This window comes from Pseudarthrobacter sp. GA104 (assembly GCF_009741265.1).
In the GTDB taxonomy this organism is placed as follows: Bacteria; Actinomycetota; Actinomycetes; order Actinomycetales; family Micrococcaceae; genus Arthrobacter.
Genome location: NZ_WOWL01000001.1, coordinates 2,514,910 through 2,533,947, shown reverse-complemented (window position 1 = coordinate 2,533,947; position 19,038 = coordinate 2,514,910). Strand labels below are relative to the sequence as shown.

The 19,038-nt window shown below is 66.8% G+C and carries 19 protein-coding genes; 11 read left to right on the top strand and 8 right to left on the bottom strand.

Annotated elements, in window-relative coordinates:
- Window positions 1-9: 9 nt before the first annotated feature.
- Together GK109_RS11510 and GK109_RS11505 are read left to right on the top strand one after the other, a co-directional pair.
- Window positions 10-1,374, top strand: coding sequence for an FAD-dependent oxidoreductase (locus tag GK109_RS11510; protein WP_157240528.1), 1,365 nt, complete (start codon window positions 10-12; stop codon window positions 1,372-1,374).
- Window positions 1,374-1,889, top strand: a complete 516-nt coding sequence (locus GK109_RS11505; RefSeq protein ID WP_157240526.1) for a DinB family protein — start codon at window positions 1,374-1,376, stop codon at window positions 1,887-1,889. The genes GK109_RS11510 and GK109_RS11505 overlap by 1 nt, the downstream gene beginning before the upstream one ends.
- 22 nt (window positions 1,890-1,911) lie before the next feature.
- Here the strand turns inward: GK109_RS11505 and GK109_RS11500 are convergent, their stop codons facing one another.
- The 7 genes from GK109_RS11500 to GK109_RS11470 all read right to left on the bottom strand — a co-directional run bounded on the left by GK109_RS11500 (window position 1,912) and on the right by GK109_RS11470 (window position 9,618).
- Entirely contained in the window at window positions 1,912-2,298 is a 387-nt protein-coding gene (locus tag GK109_RS11500) for a hypothetical protein (RefSeq protein WP_157242877.1), read from the bottom strand.
- Window positions 2,299-2,503: 205 nt separating this feature from the next.
- Window positions 2,504-2,929, bottom strand: a complete 426-nt coding sequence (locus tag GK109_RS11495) for a heat shock protein transcriptional repressor HspR (RefSeq protein ID WP_104999308.1) — start codon at window positions 2,927-2,929, stop codon at window positions 2,504-2,506.
- Between the two features lie 14 nt (window positions 2,930-2,943).
- Entirely contained in the window at window positions 2,944-3,915 is a 972-nt protein-coding gene (locus tag GK109_RS11490; RefSeq protein ID WP_157240524.1) for a DnaJ C-terminal domain-containing protein, read from the bottom strand.
- A gap of 260 nt (window positions 3,916-4,175) precedes the next feature.
- Window positions 4,176-4,856 carry a nucleotide exchange factor GrpE gene (locus GK109_RS11485; protein WP_157240522.1) on the bottom strand — a complete coding sequence of 227 codons (681 nt, stop codon included), beginning with the start codon at window positions 4,854-4,856 and terminating at the stop codon, window positions 4,176-4,178.
- Window positions 4,857-4,861: 5 nt separating this feature from the next.
- Complete coding sequence (gene dnaK / locus GK109_RS11480) at window positions 4,862-6,739, bottom strand: molecular chaperone DnaK (RefSeq protein WP_157240520.1); 1,878 nt, start codon at window positions 6,737-6,739, stop codon at window positions 4,862-4,864.
- 251 nt (window positions 6,740-6,990) lie between these two features.
- Window positions 6,991-7,266, bottom strand: coding sequence for a hypothetical protein (locus tag GK109_RS11475; RefSeq protein ID WP_157240518.1), 276 nt, complete (start codon window positions 7,264-7,266; stop codon window positions 6,991-6,993).
- Window positions 7,267-7,410: 144 nt separating this feature from the next.
- On the bottom strand, window positions 7,411-9,618 hold the full coding sequence (locus tag GK109_RS11470) for an efflux RND transporter permease subunit (RefSeq protein ID WP_157240516.1): 2,208 nt from the start codon (window positions 9,616-9,618) through the stop codon (window positions 7,411-7,413).
- Window positions 9,619-9,816: 198 nt separating this feature from the next.
- On the opposite strand from GK109_RS11470, the gene GK109_RS11465 reads away from it, so the two are divergent.
- The 7 genes from GK109_RS11465 (at window position 9,817) to pabB (ending at window position 15,976) form a co-directional block, all read left to right on the top strand.
- Entirely contained in the window at window positions 9,817-10,350 is a 534-nt protein-coding gene (locus GK109_RS11465; protein WP_157240514.1) for a MarR family winged helix-turn-helix transcriptional regulator, read from the top strand.
- Between the two features lie 71 nt (window positions 10,351-10,421).
- Window positions 10,422-11,240, top strand: coding sequence for a methyltransferase domain-containing protein (locus GK109_RS11460; protein WP_157240512.1), 819 nt, complete (start codon window positions 10,422-10,424; stop codon window positions 11,238-11,240).
- 47 nt (window positions 11,241-11,287) lie between these two features.
- Window positions 11,288-11,911 carry a LysE family transporter gene (locus tag GK109_RS11455; RefSeq protein ID WP_321214658.1) on the top strand — a complete coding sequence of 208 codons (624 nt, stop codon included), beginning with the start codon at window positions 11,288-11,290 and terminating at the stop codon, window positions 11,909-11,911.
- A gap of 128 nt (window positions 11,912-12,039) precedes the next feature.
- Window positions 12,040-12,576, top strand: a complete 537-nt coding sequence (locus GK109_RS11450) for a low molecular weight protein-tyrosine-phosphatase (protein WP_157240508.1) — start codon at window positions 12,040-12,042, stop codon at window positions 12,574-12,576.
- Between the two features lie 112 nt (window positions 12,577-12,688).
- Window positions 12,689-13,765: a GTP-binding protein gene (locus GK109_RS11445; RefSeq protein ID WP_157240506.1), complete on the top strand. Its 1,077-nt coding sequence runs from the start codon at window positions 12,689-12,691 to the stop codon at window positions 13,763-13,765.
- Window positions 13,762-13,884, top strand: a complete 123-nt coding sequence (gene ykgO / locus GK109_RS11440) for a type B 50S ribosomal protein L36 (RefSeq protein WP_157240505.1) — start codon at window positions 13,762-13,764, stop codon at window positions 13,882-13,884. The genes GK109_RS11445 and ykgO overlap by 4 nt, the downstream gene beginning before the upstream one ends.
- Window positions 13,885-13,900: 16 nt before the next feature.
- On the top strand, window positions 13,901-15,976 hold the full coding sequence (pabB, locus tag GK109_RS11435) for an aminodeoxychorismate synthase component I (RefSeq protein WP_157240503.1): 2,076 nt from the start codon (window positions 13,901-13,903) through the stop codon (window positions 15,974-15,976).
- Window positions 15,977-15,988: 12 nt separating this feature from the next.
- On the opposite strand, the gene cls is transcribed toward pabB, so the two are convergent.
- Window positions 15,989-17,428, bottom strand: a complete 1,440-nt coding sequence (cls, locus tag GK109_RS11430) for a cardiolipin synthase (protein WP_157242875.1) — start codon at window positions 17,426-17,428, stop codon at window positions 15,989-15,991.
- A gap of 131 nt (window positions 17,429-17,559) precedes the next feature.
- Between cls and GK109_RS11425 the strand changes: the two genes are divergently transcribed.
- Both GK109_RS11425 and GK109_RS11420 read left to right on the top strand, forming a co-directional pair.
- Window positions 17,560-18,489 carry an aminodeoxychorismate lyase gene (locus GK109_RS11425; RefSeq protein WP_157240501.1) on the top strand — a complete coding sequence of 310 codons (930 nt, stop codon included), beginning with the start codon at window positions 17,560-17,562 and terminating at the stop codon, window positions 18,487-18,489.
- 66 nt (window positions 18,490-18,555) lie between these two features.
- Window positions 18,556-19,020 (top strand): pyridoxamine 5'-phosphate oxidase family protein, encoded by a 465-nt coding sequence (locus GK109_RS11420; protein WP_157240499.1) that lies wholly within the window; start codon window positions 18,556-18,558, stop codon window positions 19,018-19,020.
- The last annotated feature ends 18 nt before the right edge of the window (window positions 19,021-19,038 follow it).

Sequence of the window (19,038 nt, the reverse complement as noted above, 5' to 3'; positions counted from 1 at the left end):
AGAGGACACATGGATTCGACGACGAACCTGCCGGTTGCCGTAATCGGCGCCGGGCCCGTGGGCCTGGCAGCCGCGGCGCACCTGCTGGAGCGCGGGCTTGAGCCGCTGATCTTTGAGGCAGGCACGACGGCGGGCGCGGCCATTGGTGATTGGCGGCACATCCGCCTGTTCTCGCCGTGGCGGTTCAACCTCGACGCCGCCGCGGTGCGCCTCCTGGAGTCCGCCGGCTGGGAAGCCCCCCGCCCCACCGCGCTGCCCTACGGCGGGGAACTCATCGACAACTACCTCGCACCGCTGGCTGCGACCCCCGCCATCAGCTCCCGCCTCCAGACCGGCGCGCGGGTCACGGCGGTGACCCGCGCCGGCCTGGACAAGACCCACTCCCGGGACCGGGACACCACGCCGTTCACCGTGCGGGTGCAGCACGGGAACGGCGAGACCCGCGACCACACTGTGGCAGCAGTGATCGATGCGTCCGGCACCTGGGGCACCCGGAACCCGCTGGGCACCTCAGGGCTGCCGGCCGTCGGCGAAAACGCGGCAGCTGACAGGATCTCTTCGCCGCTCCCGGACGTTTCCGGCCGGGAGCGGAGCCGCTTCGCGGGACGGCGGGTGCTGGTGGTCGGTGCCGGGCACTCCGCCGCCAACACGCTGATCAGCCTCGCCGACCTCGCCAGGCAGGAGCCGGCAACCCGGATCCTGTGGGCGGTCCGTGGCGGGTCCGCAGAGAAGGTTTATGGCGGCGGGGACGCAGACGGCCTGCCGGCGCGCGGGCAACTGGGTTCACGGCTGCGGCGCCTGGTCCAGGCCGGCACCATCGAACTGCACACCCGCTTTGGCATCGCTTCGCTGAAAGCGCTGGACTCCGGCGTAACGGTGCAATCCGTCGACGGCCGAACCCTTGATGCCGATGTCGTCGTCCCCTGCACAGGTTTCCGCCCGGACCTGGCGATGCTGCGCGAGCTCCGGCTTGACCTCGACCCTGCCGTCGAGGCTCCCCGCCAGCTTGGGCCACTCATCGACCCCGAATTCCACTCGTGCGGGACGGTGCCGCCGCACGGAGCCAAGCTCCTCGCCCACCCGGACAAGGACTTCTACGTCGTGGGCATGAAGTCCTATGGCCGGGCCCCAACCTTCCTGCTGGCAACCGGGTACGAGCAGGTCCGCTCCGTCGTCGCCGCCCTGGCCGGCGACCAGGAAGCCTCCAACACCGTCCAGCTGGTACTCCCCGAGACGGGCGTCTGCTCCACGGACGCCGGCACCAGCTGCGAGGTCCCGGCCGCCACCCCGGCGGGTTCCGAAGCGGGCTGCTGCACCGCCCCCGAGCCGGTACTGGTGGGCTTTCCCACCGGGCTTTCGCATGGCAGGCAGTGATGGATCCAACGAAGGAGGACATCACGGACGGGTATGCCCGTGCGGCCCGCGAGCTCAAGGTCCTGTTGGACGGCGCAACACCACAAGACCTGCGCCGCGGCAGCAACGGAACCCGATGGACCAATGAGCAGCTGCTCTTCCACATGGTCTTCGGGTACATGGTGGTGCGGGCCCTGATTCCCCTGGTCCACGTTGTCAGCCGCCTGCCCAAGCCGGCCGGCGAGGCGTTCGCGGCGCTGCTCAACGCCGGAACCCGGCCTTTCGACGTCGTCAATTACTGGGGCTCGCGGGCGGCTTCGACCGTCTACGACAGGCGGAGAATGGGCCGGAAACTGGACAGGACCCTGGCTGCGCTCTCCCGCCGCCTGGAGCGCGAGAGCGAGGCGTCGCTGTCCCGCTCCATGGCGTTTCCGGACAGGTGGGACCCGTTCTTCGCTCCATCGATGACGCTTGCCGAGGTATACCGCTACCCCACGCTGCACTTCGACTTCCATGCCAAGCAACTGAGCCTTTAGCACCCGCGGCAGGAGACGCCTGTTACCCCATCGCCGGGGCGACGGCGGTCCGCCCGGAGAACTGGCGGCGCGCCCAGCGGGCAAGCTTCTTGCCCTTGCCCTTCCACCAGTTGTCCTCGTCCTTGTCGTGGTGCAGGCGGAAAATGATGGCCATCAGCACGAACATTCCCATCACCACATCGATCCAGGACGCCAGCACCAGGGCGATCAGGACAGTCAGCCCGTTGACGATGATGGACGGCACCGCCAGGGTCCGGAAGACAGTGCTTGCCAGGTAGCGCCGGTGGGACCTCGGGACGGACAGCGCGCGCACCATGTCGAAGCAGACGCACACCACCACAATCGTCTGGCCGAAGGCGAGCAGCAGTTGGCCCGGAAGCGAGCCGCTGAACGCTGCCACCGACTCCATCCCCGGGCTCATCGGTGCGCCTCACGGGCAGGGCTGCTAAAAGCGGAACCACACATGGAAAACCCCCAGAAACCTTGGAACCACTGCTGCTGATCCAGCAGTGGTTCCATTGAAGTTTCCGGGGGCTCCGGGGTCACGAGTAGCGAGTACTCTAATTCCGGCCGGTACCGGCGGCGCGGTACTTAGGTCCGGCTTGCGAAAGCAGCTATGTACCGAGGGAGCGGGGCCGCCAGAGCACCACAGCCTGCGAGCGGGGGCGCGGGCGCTGGCCCCGTGCCAGGCTCACCACGTCGCCGGCCGCGCCGGCCGCGAAGATCCGTGCGTCCAGGGGCTGCCGGCGCCGGCCGAGTTCCTCGGTCAGCTCCGCAATCCGGCCCTGCAGGGCGGCCACCTGGTTCTCGAGTTCCAGGATCCGCTTGATCCCTTCCAGCGAGACGCCTTCCTGGGACAGCCGCTGCACTTCACGCAGCATGGTCACGTCCCGCTGTGAGTAGCGGCGGGACTTTCCGGGAGCGCGGCTAGGCGAGACGATACCCAGCCGGTCGTACTGCCGCAGCGTCTGGGGGTGCATGTCCGCAAGCTCAGCCGCCACCGAAATCACGAAAATGGGCTGGTCAGCACTGACGTCCACTGCACACCTCCCTGCTACAACCGGGCCTTGGCGGCCAGGCCCTCACGGACATCGGCTCCCGCCGTGGCCTCGGCAAACGCCTTGACCGCGGTTTCGGCTTCCTTGTTTAGGTTCTTGGGAACGGCGACGTCGATGGTCACCAGCAGGTCGCCGGTTCCCTTGGACGTCTTCACGCCCTTGCCCTTGACCCGCAGAGTGCGGCCCGACGGCGTCCCGGCCGGCACGCGGACCCGCACCTTTTCGCCGTCGATAGTGGGCACCTCGATGTCCGCACCTAAAGCAGCCTCGGGGAAGGTGACGGGGACGTGGATACGGAGGTTGTCGCCGTCGCGCGTGTAGAAGGCGTGCGGCTGGACCGAGACGGACACCACCAGGTCCCCGTAACCGGCAGCGCCGGGCTGGCCCTTGCCCCGGACGCGGACCTTCTGGCCGTCCTTGATGCCGGCTGGCACCCGGACGTCGATGACTTCACCGCTCGGTTCCCGCAGGCCAATGGTGGTGCCGCGTATGGAGCCGGCGAAGGAAATGCTCGTGGAGGCAGTACGGTCCGCACCCTTCTGGGGCGTCCGCTGGAACCCTGTCTGGCCAAAGCCGCCGCCGAACAGGTCGGCGAACTCCGGCGGAATGCCGCCGGCGGAAGGATTGAAGCCGCCGGCATGCCGGCCGGTGTTGCCGGTGAAGAGGCCGCCGAACATGTCCTCGAAGCCGCCGTTGCCCGCCCCGGCACCGCCGGGCGCAAACCGTGCGCCGCCGCCCATGGCCCGGATGGCGTCGTACTGCTGGCGCTCCTCGGGATCCGAAAGCACCGAGTAAGCCTCGGAGATGTCCTTGAATTTCTTCTCGGAAGCCGTGTTCCCCGCATTGGTATCAGGGTGGTGCTGCCGGGCCAGCTTCCGATAAGCCTTCTTGATATCGGCGTCGGAAGCGTCCTTGGCGACACCAAGGATCTTGTAAAAGTCCTTGTCCACCCAATCCTGGCTAGCCAATGGCGTTTCCTTTCAAAGTCTTCTAACTAACAGCTCTCCGCGGTACAGGGCCCCCGCCCCTTCGCGTGGCGGCTGGGTCCTCGCGGACCCCAGCCGCCACGCTCCGGCAGGCCCGATGCCACTCCCGGGGCCCCTGTACCGCTGCGAGCTTTGTGGTTACCTCACCTTAGGCGAGATGACCGCCGGCGCGGAGGCCGGATAGGGGGCGGCGGTGTGGAGGGCACCGCCCCCTATCCGGCGTAGCGCCGAAGTACCCCCGACTAAGCCGGAACTGCGACGATGACCTGCGCTGCGCGGAGGACGCGTTCGCCTGACTTGTAGCCGGAGCGGAGCACCTGGCTGACGGTGTCAACCTCGATGTCCTCGCCGGGCTGCTGGATCAGGGCCTCGTGGATCGTGGGATCGAACTCCACGCCGGTCTCGTCGATCCGGACCAGGCCGTACGTCTTCAGCGCGTTCTCCAGCTTGGCGGCGATCGCGGCGAACGGACCGTCAACGAGGTCGCCGTGCTGGCGGGCCGCATCGACGTCGTCCAGGACCGGCAGCAGGGAGTTCAGGACGCCGATGACGGCCATTTCCCCTGCCACCGCGCGGTCGCGTTCAACGCGCTTGCGGTAGTTGACGTACTCGGCCTGCAGGCGGAGGAGGTCGTTCCTCAGCTCGGCGGCCTCTGCGGTTGTCCCTGCCGAACCAGCGCCCTGGGCCACGGACTCCGCAGCCGGCACCTCCACACCGTTCAGGATCTCCTCAGCCTGGGCGAGCGCATCGCCGTCGGAATCCTTGGCAGCGGCGGCGTGGCCGCCCTCGGGGTGGCGGGCCTGCCCGGTCACCGGGTCAACCTTGCGGTTGTCCCGGATGACCGGCTCATGGCTGTCGCCCCGCTGGTCCGTGTTCTCCTGGCCTGCGGAAGTGTGCTCTTCCTCGTTACCGTGATGGGGCATGGCTGCTACTTCTTCGCTTCGTCTTCGTCGATGATCTCGGCGTCGACAATGTCCTCATCGGAAGCAGAGCCTGCCTTGGCCCCCGCGGAAGCGCCTTCAGCACCGGCAGCACCGGTGGCGCCGTCCGGGGAACCGGACTGGGCGTAGATGGCCTCGCCCAGCTTGCCCTGGGAAGCCTGCAGCTTCTCGAAGGCGGCCTTCACGGCAGCGTCGTCGGTACCTTCGAGTGCCTTCTTGAGGCTGTCGACGTCGGCCTGGACCTCGGTCTTGACCTCTTCAGGCAACTTGTCGGCGTTGTCCGCGATGAGCTTGTCCACGGAGTAGGCGAGCTGCTCGGCAGTGTTGCGGGTGTCGGTTGCCTCGCGGCGGGCCTTGTCCTCGGCTGCGTGCTCCTCGGCGTCACGGACCATGCGGTCGATGTCTTCCTTGGAGAGCGCGGTGCCGCCGGTGATGGTCATGGACTGTTCCTTGCCGGTGCCCTTGTCCTTCGCGGAGACGTGGACAATACCGTTGGCGTCGATGTCGAAGGTGACCTCGATCTGCGGGATGCCACGCGGGGCCGGGGCGATGCCGGTCAGCTCGAACGTGCCCAGCGGCTTGTTGTCGCGGGTGAATTCGCGCTCACCCTGGAAGACCTGGATGGCCACCGACGGCTGGTTGTCGTCAGCGGTGGTGAAGGTCTCGGACCGCTTGGTGGGAATGGCGGTGTTGCGCTCGATCAGGTGCGTCATCACGCCACCCTTGGTTTCGATGCCGAGGGACAGCGGGGTGACGTCGATCAGCAGGACGTCCTTGCGCTCACCCTTCAGGACACCTGCCTGGAGGGCTGCGCCAACGGCCACAACCTCGTCCGGGTTCACGCCCTTGTTCGGCTCCTTGCCGCCGGCGAGTTCCTTGACGAGCTCGTACACGGCGGGCATACGGGTGGAACCGCCCACCAGGACGATGTGGTCGATGTCGGAGAGCTTGATGCCGGCTTCCTTGATGACATCGTGGAACGGCTTCTTGGTGCGCTCCAGCAGGTCCTTGGTGAGGTCCTGGAACTTGGCGCGGGTCAGCTGCTCGTCCAGGTGGACCGGGCCGTCGGGGGTGACGGACAGGTACTGGAGGGAGACGTTGGTGCTGGTGGAGGAGGAGAGCTCCTTCTTGGCCTGCTCAGCTGCTTCACGGAGGCGCTGCAGGGCGATCTTGTCCTTGGACAGGTCGATGCCCTTGACCTTGAGCTGGTTCAGCAGGTAGTCAACAACGCGCTGGTCCCAGTCGTCGCCGCCGAGGCGGTTGTCACCGGCCGTGGCGCGGACCTGGATGGTGGAGAAGTTGTCCTCGTCCTTGCCGACTTCCAGCAGGGAGACGTCGAAGGTACCGCCGCCGAGGTCGAAGACCAGGATGAGTTCGTCTTCCTTGCCCTTGTCCAGGCCGTAGGCCAGTGCCGCGGCGGTGGGCTCGTTGACGATGCGCAGCACGTTCATGCCTGCGATTTCGCCGGCTTCCTTGGTTGCCTGGCGCTCGGCGTCGTTGAAGTACGCCGGGACGGTGATCACAGCGTCGGTGACCTTTTCACCCAGGTAGGACTCGGCGTCGTTCTTCAGCTTCATGAGGATACGCGCGGAAATTTCCTGTGGGGTGTACTTCTTGTCATCGATGGACTTGGTCCAGTCGGTGCCCATGTGGCGCTTGACCGAGGCGATGGTGCGCTCGATGTTGTTGACGGCCTGGCGCTTGGCGATCTCGCCCACCAGGACCTCGCCGGACTTGGAGAACGCAACGACGGACGGCGTGGTGCGGCCACCCTCGGCGTTGGCAATGACGGTGGGCTCGCCACCTTCGAGAACGGAGACGACGGAGTTGGTGGTTCCGAGGTCAATACCTACTGCACGTGACATGAGTTGCTTCCTTCTTTCCTTGGAAACTGGTTGGCGCCCACTGATTGAGCGTTCTGCACTCAACTTTACTCAGCGCACAGATGATGTCAATACGAAGTTGAGCGTACTACACTCAACTTCTGGTACGGGGCGGTCCGCACATGCCGCGACTCCCGCGCAATGGCGCGGTTCCCGGGTTTTAAACGCGGACGACGGCGGTTCCCCGTTTCGCTGCTGGAGAACCTGCCGCCGCGCTGCTTCTTGCTGCCGTGTTACCTGTCGCCGTCCGGGCGGCGCTCCTCGGCAGTGGTATTCACCTGTTCGTCGGTGAGCTCCTCACCGATCACATCCGCTTCACGGGCCCGGCCGGCCGTACCGGCGGCGCCGTAATCGCCGTCCTCATATTCGCCGTCTTCACGGTTCGCGGCGACGTCCCCCACAGTGCCGGCATCGCCGTAGTCGCCGTCCACATACTGTCCGCCTTCGCCTTCCAGTCCCGGCGCTGTACTGCCCTTGCGGGGCTGCTCATCGGCGTGATGTTCCGTCATGATGACTTCTCTCCCTTGAGGTTCCGCGTCCATACGGGCGCATTTGCAGTCTATCGAGCGGGTCTTTTAGCCAACAGGGCCGCGGCGCAGCGGCCTTCAGGGGGCACGTGCAATCCGGGGCACGGCACTGGCCGGGTCCGGGATTTAGCGGCGGCCTGCACCCTCCACCACGCGCTCGGGGCTGCCGCCGGCTTCCCGCTGGATGGCCGCATCCAGTTCCGGCCGCCCCAGCTTGCCCGGCCACCAGATGCGGGGCCCGATGTCGTAGGCGAGCGCCGGAACCAGCAGCGACCGGACCAGGACGGTGTCCAGCAGCACCCCGAAGGCCACGATGAAGGCCAGCTGCACCAGGAACATGATCGGAATGACGCCCAGCGCGGCGAACGTGGCCGCAAGAACCACGCCGGCGGAGGTGATGACGCCGCCGGTGACGCCCAGCCCGCGAAGGATGCCGGGCCGGGTGCCGTGCTTGAGGGACTCCTCGCGGACCCTGCTCATCAGGAAGATGTTGTAATCCACGCCCAGGGCAACCAGGAACACAAAACCGAACAGCGGGACTGTGGCATCCGCCCCCGGGAAGCCCAGGATGTTGTTGAAAACAAAGGCGGAGACGCCCATGGCCGCGGCGTAGGACAGCACCACCGAGAGCACCAGCAGCACCGGCGCCAGGATGGAGCGGAGCAGCAGCATCAGGATGAAGAGGATCACCACCAGGACCACCGGGATGATGATAACCAGGTCCCGCTGTGCGGTGGTGTTGGTATCCAGCGCCGTCGCGGTTACGCCGCCCACCAGCGCTTCCGGGTCCACTGACTTGACGTCGGCGCGCAGCGCCTTGACCGCTTCCTCGGCTTCAAGGGAGTCCGCGGCGGAGTTGAGGGTGGCGTTGATGAGCACTTTGCCGTCGCGGACGTCAGGTGCGCCGGGAGCGCCGGGGGCTCCGGTGATGGGCACGGAACCCCGGGCGAGGAGATAAGCCTCGCCCACGCCGTCGGCCGCTTTCACGGTGTCCAGTACTTCCTGTGCCCTGCCTTGGTCCGCAACCACGACGGCGGGGCTGCCGCTGCCGGCGTCGAAATGCCGCGCCAAGGCATCCTGGCCGTCAACGGCGTTGGATGCGGTGAGGATGACGTCGGTTTGTGGAACGCCGTTGGCCTTGAGCTGCAGGACGCCGGCCGAGGCAACCAGCAGCAGGAGGACGGAAGCGATCCACACCACGCGGGGCCGCCGGGAAACCAGGGACCCGGTGGCACGCCACAGGCCCTTCTGGCCTTCCAGACCGGTGACCAGCTCGGGTTCGCGCTGGTCCGCGGGGAGCAGCTTGGGACGGAAGGGCCAGAAGGCAGCCCGGCCCAGCAGCGCCATCAGGGCCGGGAGCAGCGTCAGCGCGGCAAACAGTGAACAGAGGATGCCGGCCGCTGCCACGGGACCCAGCGCCTTGTTGGAGTTGAGGTCGGAGAAGAGCAGGCACAGCAGGGCGATGATCACCGTTGCGCCGGAGGCCAGGATGGGCTCGAAGGACGCTTTCCACGCGGTCAGGACCGCGGCGGTTCGGTTGGTGGTGTGGGTCAGGGCTTCGCGGAACCGCGCCACGTACAGCAGGGCATAATCCGTGGCGGCGCCGATGACCAGGATGGACAGGATGCCCTGGCTCTGGCCGTTCAGCTGGATCCATCCGGCCTTTGCCATGCCGAACACCAGCAGGATGGCCGCACACAGCGCGAAGACGGACGTCAGGAGCACCATGACGGGCAGCAGGAGGGAGCGGTACACCACCAGCAGGATCACGAACACTGCGGCCAGGGCCACCAGCAGGAGGATCCCGTCGATCCCGGCGAAGGCGGCAGTGAGGTCCGCCGCGAGCCCGGCCGGGCCGGTCACGAAGGTCTGCATGCCCTCCGGGGCCGCGCCGGCTACGGTGTCCCGCAACTCCTGCACGGCTTCCTTGACCTCGGCCGAGGAATCGATCGGCGCGATGAACTGGACGGCTTTGCCGTCTTCGGAGGGGATGGGTCCAATGACCGCGCTGCCGAGTTGCAGTTCCTCGAGCTCCGCCCGCAGTCCTGCAACCTCCCCCAGCTGGGCCGGCGTGAAGGCCTCGCTGCTCTCGATCACGATGACTCCCGGGACCTCATCCGAGTCACGGAACTTGGCCTGCCAGTCCTGCGCCTCGGTTGCTTCTGCACCTGCCGGAAGGAAGGAGGCCTGGTCGTTGGAGGAGACCTCTTCGAGCCGCCCGAATGTTGGCCCTCCGACGCCCGCCAGCGCCAGCCAGGTCAGCACCAGGATGACGGGAAGCAGCCAGCGCAACCAGAACGGGACACGCTCCGAACCTTTGGATGTGGTTCTCATTTTTTGCCTTCCAGGGGAGGGACGCGGGTAGGATTGATTCCATACTAGAGTATCTCCATCATAGAGATAAGTGCCTGGCTAACTTTTCTTGCTCCGGCCGGTACCTCCAGGCCGGCCGGGCTGGCGTAATATCCGTCAGGACGGCCGACGGCCAAGCACCGGTGCCATGCACTGGTGCCCCGAATTCAGGAGGTGGACATGGCAGGCAATACCGGCCCGGCCTTGCAGGGGCCTCCTTCCGGTCCGCCCGCGGGGCCGCACCCGCTGGTCCTGCTCCTGCAGGAGTTCACACTGGAGGCCAACCGGTATGTGGATACAGCAGGCGGGCGGAAGGACATGCACCGCACGGACCTCAATGCCCTGGCCGCGATCATGCGCCACACGGCGAAGGGAAACGTGGTCACGCCCGGGCTCCTGCGCAAGGAACTGCACCTGAGCTCCCCCGCGACAACCGCCCTGATCGACCGGCTGGACCATTCGGGGCACGTGACCCGCGAGCGGCACGGCTCGGACCGTCGGCAGGTCCAGCTGAAGATGACGCCCAAGGCCTACCAGGACGGCGGCGCCATCTTCGCCCCGCTGGCGCGCCACATGGGAGCTGCCATGGCCGATTTCACTCCGGCGGAACTGGAGACTGTCAGCAGGTTCATGGCCGCCATGGTGGAAGCAACGGTGGCTGCGCGGGAAGATTCGTCCGCAGGCCAGCCGGACGCAGCCGCCCCACCCAACTAGGTAGCGCTAAGTGTCGTTTTGAGGGGCCAAAACGACACTTAGCGCTACCTAGTTGGGGGTAGCGTTTGGTTATGAGCGCGCAGCAGCCTGAAGACGACGTTTATACGCACGGCCACCACGAATCGGTGGTCCGCGCCCATGCCGCCAGGACAGCCCAGAATTCGGCAGCGTTCGTCCTGCCGCACCTCACGCCGGGCTGCAACGTGCTCGACGTCGGCTGCGGCCCGGGCACCATCACATGCGACTTTGCCGTTCTGGTGGCTCCGGGAAAGGTGACTGGCCTGGACCGGTCACCGGACATCATCGCCCAGGCCAAGGCCCTCGCCATGGAGCGGGAGGTGCCGAACGTCGAGTTCGTGGCCGGCAATATCTACGACCTGGACTTCGAGGACGAGACGTTCGACGTCGTCCATGCCCACCAGGTCCTTCAGCACCTCACGGACCCTGTGGAGGCCCTGCGTGAGATGCGGCGGGTGGCCAAGCCCGGCGGGATCGTTGCCGTGCGCGACGCCGACTTCCACGGCATGAGCTGGTACCCCGCCATTCCGGAGCTTGACGAATGGATGGAGCTGTACCAGCGCATCGCCCGCAGGAACGGGGCCGAACCCGACGCCGGGCGGCGGCTTGTCAGCTGGGCGCAGGCTGCAGGCTTCACCGACGTCGCGCCCTCCAGCAGCAACTGGCTCTATGCCACCGGCCAGCAGCGCCGGTGGCAGGCCCGCGTCTGGGGCGAACGCGTGCTGCACTCGGCCTTCGCGGAGCAGGCACTGGAGTATGGCTTCGCCAACCCGGCGGACCTGGCAAGGATTTCCGCGGGCTGGCACCGCTGGGGATCCACCGACGACGGCTGGTTCCTGATCCCCAATGGCGAGGTGATCGCCCGGGCGTAGGGCCCGCCCATCCGCCACGCCGCGGCGGGCACACGTAGGATTGACTGGTGCAATTCTCCCTTTGGCTCGCGCTGGCGGGCGCCGGCGTCCTGATCAGCTTCACCCCCGGCGCCGGAGCCATCAACACCATGAGCAACTCGCTGAATGCCGGGTTCCGGCGCTCCATGTGGGGAATCCTTGGCCAGCAGGCGGCACTGGTGATCCACGTGGTGATCGTTGCCCTCGGCGTGGGGGTGCTCGTTGCCAGCTCGCCCATCGCCTTCAACGTGATCCGCTATTCGGGCGCCGCCTACCTGGTGTATCTGGGCATCCGGCAGTTCCTCAGCAAGCCGGACCTTGGGCAGGAGAAGATTGCCGGCCTTCGGAACGAGCCCGCCTGGTCCATCTTCCGGCGCGGATTCTGGGTAAATCTCCTGAACCCAAAGGCCATCATCTTCTTCCTCGCCTTCATGCCCCAGTTCATCCGGCCGGAGCAGCCCCTCCTGGCGCAGTACGCAGTACTGACGGCAACCATCGTTGCCATTGACATCCTGGTGATGTGGTTCTTCTTCGCCGCCGCGGCCAGGTCCTTTGAGCGCTTCACCCACAGCGCCCGCGGCCAACTTGTCCTCAACCGGGCCTTCGGGGTGCTGTTTGTGGCCGTGGGCATCCTGCTGGCCTTCCTCCACTGACGACGCAGCGCGCTCCGGCCGCCCCACGGAAGAGCATGTGACCGAAAGTCCAGAATCTTTACAAACCAGTCAAGCATTGTGAATCACGCGCTAGCCAACAGGGGCAAATAGCGCGCATGCTTAGCATCATGAACTCACCGCCGAGCCCATACCGCGTGATCGCCGTCTGCACCGGGAACATCTGCCGGTCCCCCATGGCCGAGCTGATGCTCGCCGCGGCGCTGGAACACACAGGGCTGGGCGGTTTGGTTACGGTGGAATCCGCGGGCACAACGGGATACGAGGCCGGACGGCCCATCGACCCGAGGGCGGCCAGGCGGCTGGCAGCGGCACAACTTACCTCCAGCCGGCACATTGCCCGCCAGTGGCAGCCGGAATGGTTCCGCGAACGGGACCTGATCCTGGCACTGGACATCGACCACCACGCCTGGTTGAGCGAGTCCGCCCCGGACCAGGAGTCCCGGGACAAGATCCGGATGCTGCGCAGCTTCGACCCGCAACTGGCAGAAAAAGACCTTCTCGACCAGGGAATCGAAGACCCCTGGTACGGCGGCCACGCCGATTTCGACACCGTCTGGCATCAGGTACACGCCGCACTTCCCGGACTGCTGGATTACATCAAAGTGGCCGCGGTCCGGAACGCCGAGCTCCAGCGCCAGGCTTAGGCAAGCAGCAGAACAGGACAGCCAGGCGGAGCGAAGGCACGACGGCGGCAGGCGGCCGTCAAGGCTGGCCTTCCATTTGTAGTTGAGAACGATTCTCAACTACATTGATGGCATGAACCTCACCGTCATCAGTTCCCTTGATGCACTCTGCCGGCAGCAGGCGTGCGAAGACCTTGCGGCAGCCCATCCGGGCAGCCTGGTGGTCCTTCATGACCTCATGGAGGACGGACTCGTGGTCCGGCGAATATTCAGTGGCCGGATCCTCCTGGAACGCGAGGAGACAATGCTGGAACACGGTTGCCTCAGCTGCGCCGTCCGGCTGGACCTTGTCCCGAGCATCGACCGGCTGCTCGAAAACACGAAGGGGGCCATCATCATTGGCCTGCCGCCTGCCGTCCCTGCATCAGCCGCGGTGTCCGCACTGCGGCGCGGCCTCACCCGCGCAGCACCTGTGGGTACGGTAATCCTCGCGTGTTCCCCGGATGCCCTGGAGGACCACATCTGGGATTCCCACACCTTGTTTGAATCCGGCTTCACTCCCGCACCGGAAGACGAGCGGACGCCGGGCGAATTCCTGGTGGGCGAACTCGCCTTCGCGGACACCGTGTTGCTCACCGAGCCGGACATTGTGCCGCCCGACCCGCCGGGCCGCGAGCGCGGGCTGCACCTGCTCCGTGAACTCGCTCCGCACGCGGAGGTGGCCCGTGATGCGGCAGCAGTCAGGCAGGGACTGCACCGCTACGCCGACGCGGTGGCCAGGACAGCACCCGGAAACGCCCAACCGCCCGGTCCCCCGGCCCGCAGCATGGAGTCGCCGTTTGCCACAGTGTTCCACCGCATCGAGCGGCCGCTGCACCCCGGACGGTTCCGGGACGCACTGGCAACCCTGGCAGAAGGATGCTGCCTCCTGCGCGGCCAGCTGTGGATAGCGTCCGCACCGGCCTGCCGGATAGCGATCCAGGGCATCGGCCCCCGCGTGTGGCTGGAGAACCTCGGTGCCTGGCCGGAGGGCCACGCCGCACCCGGGGCGGGAAGCCAGCCGGCCGGCCACGGCGCCCCGGCCGCCTCCGTCATAGCAGCGACGGGCGAGGACCTTGATGCCGCGGAACTCGGGAACCTGCTGATGTCCTGCCAGCTCACCGATGAAGAACTGGCATTGCACCACCACCAAACAAGGAGCACAGCATGAAGGTACGGAATTCACTCCGCGCACTGAAAAAGATCCCCGGCGCGCAGGTTGTCCGGCGGCGCGGGAGGACCTTCGTCATCAACAGGAAGAACCCCCGGATGAAAGCGCGGCAGGGATGACGGTACGCTCTAATTCATGAGCCCAGCCCCCGTCATCATTGCCATCGACGGGCGCTCGGGCGCTGGAAAGACCACCCTCGCAGTTGAACTGGCGGCGCGGCTGCGGGCCCACCACAGGGTGTCGCTGTTCCACCTCGAGGACATTTATCCGGGCTGGAACGGCCTCATGGTCGGCATTGACCGCTACGTCGCCACGGTTCTGGAGCCCCTGAGCCGTGGCGACGCCGCCACCTGGACCAGCTGGGACTGGCAGAACCATTACGACGGCGACTCCCGGGTCACGCTGCCGGCCGAGATTGTCATCGTTGAGGGAGTGGGCGCCGCCGCGGCCGCGGCCCGGCGCCTGCTCAGCGCCGTCATCTGGGCGGACTCACCGGAGGAGGTCCGCCGCACCCGGGCGCTGGACCGCGACGGCGGCACCTACGAACCCTACTGGGACCAGTGGGCTGCGCAGGAGGAGGAATGGCTGCGCACCGACGACGTGCCGCAGCACGCCGACGTCCGGGTACTGAACCGCGCCGACGGATCCGCCCCGGCGGACGTCCTGCAGCTCCTGCCGTATCTCCCCGCCCTGGCCCCGGCGCTGTCCCCCGAGCTTTCGGCGCGCCGTGGCCTCAGCATCCGCACCGAACAGCTGGACACCAGGCCGGATCCAGCAGCGCTGTTCAATTCCCTCTACGGCACCTCGGCCAACGCCGTCTGGCTCGACTCATCGAATGCGAGCCAGGCCGGTGACCAGGCAGGGTCCGAGGCCGCCGGGCGGAGCCGCTTCAGCATCATGGCGGACGACGCCGGCACACACGGCCAGTCCATGACGCACCGTTCCGGACAAAGCGAGCTAAGGGCAGGCTGCGCCACCGCCACGGTGGCGCGCCCCTTCTTCCGCTGGCTGGACACCGTCTGGGGCAACCCGGCAGTCAGCACCCCCGAAGGCTACCCCGGTGAGTTCACCCTTGGCTGGCTGGGATGCCTGGGCTACGAACTCAAGCGGGAAACCGGCGGATCCGATCATTCCGCGCCCACGCCTGATGCTTCGCTGATCTTCGCAGGCAGGGCGGTTGTCCTGGACCATGCGGAAGGCACGGCCTGGCTCCTGGCTCTCGACGCCCCGGATGCCGACGAGTGGCTGGAAGGCGCGCGCGCCGCGGTCGAGGCAGCGTCCGGCCCCGCCGCGCCGGCGGCCGTGGCAGCCCGGGCCGGCGGCAGCAACGGCGTCGTACTTCCGGAAGCGCCCACATTCCAAAGCCGTGATACCGCCAAGCAGTACCGGGAGAAGATCGCTGCCGCCCAGCACGAAATCGCCGAGGGAAACACCTACGAGGTCTGCCTGACCACCACTCTGTCAGCGAAAGTTCCGGCGGCCACGCTGGACCCGTGGCAGGCATACCTGGCCCTGCGCCGGAGGAATCCGGCCCCGTTCGCCAGCTACCTGGCGTTCGGCGGACTCACGGTGGCCAGCACCTCGCCCGAGCGGTTCCTGAAGATAGCCTCCGACGGCGGCATGCGCGCCGAGCCCATCAAGGGCACCCGCCGCCGGGCTGCCGACCCGCACGAGGACGCGCAGCTTCGCACGGACCTGGCGGCGTCGCTGAAGGACCGCGCCGAGAACATCATGATCGTGGACCTGCTGCGTAACGACCTGAGCCATTTCGCGGTCCCGGGCTCCGTCACGGTCAGCAGGCTCTGCGCCATCGAGAGCTACGCCACGGTGCACCAGATGGTGAGCACGATCGATGCGCAGCTGCAGCGGGGATCCTCCCGGGCCGAAGCCGTGGCCGCCTGCTTCCCGGCGGGCTCGATGACCGGCGCCCCCAAGATCAGCACCATGGCCATCCTGGACCGGCTCGAAGGTGGCGGGCGCGGGCTCTACTCCGGCGCCATCGGCTACTTCTCGCTGAACGGCGCCACGGACCTCGCCGTCGCCATCCGGACCCTGGTGATCGACGCCGCCGGCGACGGAACGGCGGAACTGACGCTCGGCGTCGGGGGCGCCATCACCGCCGACTCGGTCCCGGAGGACGAATACGAGGAAATCCGCACCAAGGCGTTCGGCGTCCTCTCCACCCTGGGAGCGGACTTCCCGGACGCCTGACCCCCGGAGTTTTTACTGGACGGTGGCGGTCAGCCTCGCCACGTTGTCCACGTAGCGGGCCGCCAGGGGCCGGTTGATCCAGTCCGCCAGTTTCAGCTCGTGGGAGATGTCCCGGTAGGTGTCCTCCACCGCACGCATCTTGGTGACGATGTCCTCGCCCAGCAGCATCACGGACACCTCAAGGTTCAGGGAGAAGGAACGCATGTCCATGTTGCTGGAGCCCAGCACCGCCACCTCGTCGTCGATGGTGAAGTGCTTGGCGTGGAGCACGAACGGGGCCTTGTACAAGTAGATCCGGACGCCGGCCTCCAGCAGGGCCTCGTAATAGGACCGCTGGGCGTGGTGGACCAGGAACTGGTCGCCCTTCTCGGAGACGAACAGCTCCACGTCCACACCGCGCTGGGCAGCGGTGGTGATGGCGTAGAGCAGGGAATCATCCGGAACGAAGTACGGGCTGCAGATCGAGATCCGGTGCTGGGCGGAGTAGATGAGCGTGTTGAAAAGCCGCAGGTTGTTCTCGGTGATGAACCCCGGGCCGCTCGGCACCACCTGCGCCGTCACGTTCCCGGGGTGCGGGTTGGACGGGAGCTGCAGCTGGTGCTCCAGGGATTCGTCGGTTTCGCTGAGCCAGTCGGTGGCAAAGACGACATTCAATGTGGTCACAATGGGCCCGTGCAGGCGCGCCATGAGCTCCACCCATTCGCGGCCCGCCTTGCGGTGCCGGGGGTTGTTGTAGGAGGGCTCGATCAGGTTCTGCGAGCCGGTGAAGGCAACCTCGCCGTCGATCACCATGATTTTGCGGTGGTTCCGCAGGTCAGGCCTGCGCCACTGGCCGTGGATGGGCAGGAGCGGAAGCATGCGCTTCCACTGGATCTTGCCCGCGCGGAGCCGCTTCAGGAGCTTCCGGTAGCCCTGCACCCGCAGGGTCCCGATGTGGTCGAACAGCACGCGGACTTCGACGCCGCGCTCGGCTGCCTCCTCCAGCGCGGTGAGGAGGTCGTCGGTGATGTGGTCCGTGCTCATGATGTAGAACTCGGCGTTGATAAACTCTTTCGCCTTGCGCACGGCCTCCGTCATCTGCAGGATCGAGTCCGGATAGCCGGGAATCAGGTCAACGGAGTTGCCGTCCACCATGGGCAGGGACCCGAGCCGGCGGTTCAGTTCCGCGGCGGACTTCACCCACTCCGGTCCGGGGTAGTCGCTTTCGACGTCGGAAAGCGAGGAGATCCCGGCCCGCACGCGTTCGTTGACCCGCTGCTGCTGCGCCCGCCGGCGGCTGGACAGCTTGAAGTTGCCGAACAGCAGGAACAGCAGGATGCCCACGAACGGCACAAAGAAAATGCCCAGCAGCCACGCCATCGCCGTGGTGGGACGCCTGTTGCCCGGAATGATGCCCACAGCCAGCACCCTGATCAGGAGGTCGGCGACGCCCAGCAGCACCACCACCCACATTGGCGCGGTGCCGGCAAGCGAGAATGGCCACAACACGAAATAAACCCCCGGAGGATGGGCTCCCGGCGGACCGTTTCCAGCCAGGGCACTCTGCCCAGCTTATCCGTGCGGCGCCGCACTAAGCTGGAGCCATGACCTCTCCAGCTTCCGTGGTTCTCGTTTTCCTCGACCCCGCGTTCCCGGACGGCCGGCTCGCCGATGCCTCCAAGCCCCAGCTCCTGGTCACGGACCAGGGCGCCACCCGCGGGGACGGGATCTTCGAAACCATGCTGGCTGTAGGCGGCAACGTGCGGAAGGTCCAGGCCCACCTGGACCGCCTGGCCCGCTCCGCGGACGCCCTTGACCTGGTTATCCCGCCGGAGGACGAGTGGCGCAGGGCCATCGGGACTGCACTGAGCGAGTACCGGTCCGAGTATCCGCCTGCCTCCGCCGCCGAGGACGAACTCGTGGTCAAACTGGTGGTGACCCGCGGTGTGGAGGGCGCCGCCGCGCCCACCGCCTGGGTCCAGGTGTCCCCCACGGGGGCGTTGGCGCGCCGCCAGCGGGAGACGGGAATCGACGTCATCCTCCTTGACCGGGGCTACGACAGCGACGCCGCCGAGCGCGCCCCCTGGCTGCTGCTCGGCGCGAAGACGCTGTCCTACGCCGTCAACATGGCCGCTTTGCGCCATGCCCATAAACAGGGCGCGGACGACGTCATCTTCATCTCCTCCGACGGCCGGGTACTGGAAGGGCCCACCTCCACCGTGCTGCTGGCCCACGCAGGAACGTCCGACGACGGCACTTCCGTCAAGCGCCTCATCACGCCCCAGCTGGACAGCGGCATCCTGCCGGGCACGTCGCAGGGCGCGCTGTTCACCGCGGCGAAGGCTGCGGGCTGGGAACTGGGCTACGGCCCGCTTGAGCCGCAGGACCTGCTGGATGCCGACGCGGTGTGGCTGATCTCCAGCGTCCGTTTGCTGGCGCCGGTCAACCGGATCGACGGCAAGGAAATCGGCACGCCCTCCGTCCAGAAGGAGCTGACCGCCGAACTGAACGAGTTGTTCGCGGGCATCCAGTAAACGGTCCTGTGATTCCGGCCTTTGCGCTCTAGGTTCGGCGGGGGCAGTGGCCGTAAGGTTTGGTTCATGGACTCGCAGACGCAGCCGAATGACAACCTGACCTTTGACGAATGCTGGGAACTCCTGGCCAATGACACTGTCGGCCGCCTTGCACTGGTGGTTGACGGCCACCCCGAGATCTTTCCAATCAACTACGTGGTGCACCGCCGCAGCATCGCGTTCCGTACGGCCGGCGTCACCAAGCTGTGGAGTGCCCTGACAGAGAGGCCTGCCGCCTTGGAGATCGACGGCTACGATCCCCATACCGAAGAGGCCTGGAGCGTGGTGCTGCGCGGCGATACGGCGATCATCGAGGACCAGGCGGACAAGGACGCCGTGGACAGCCTGGGGCTGGAGCCATGGCAGCCGGGAGAAAAGGCAAACTACATCCGGCTGACAGCCCGTGCTTTGACCGGCCGCCGTTTCAAGGTGAACCGGCCGGACGTCTGGGCCACGCGCCAGCAGGACAAGCGGCGGGCCTCTTTCGAATAACCCGGCCGGAATGCCTGT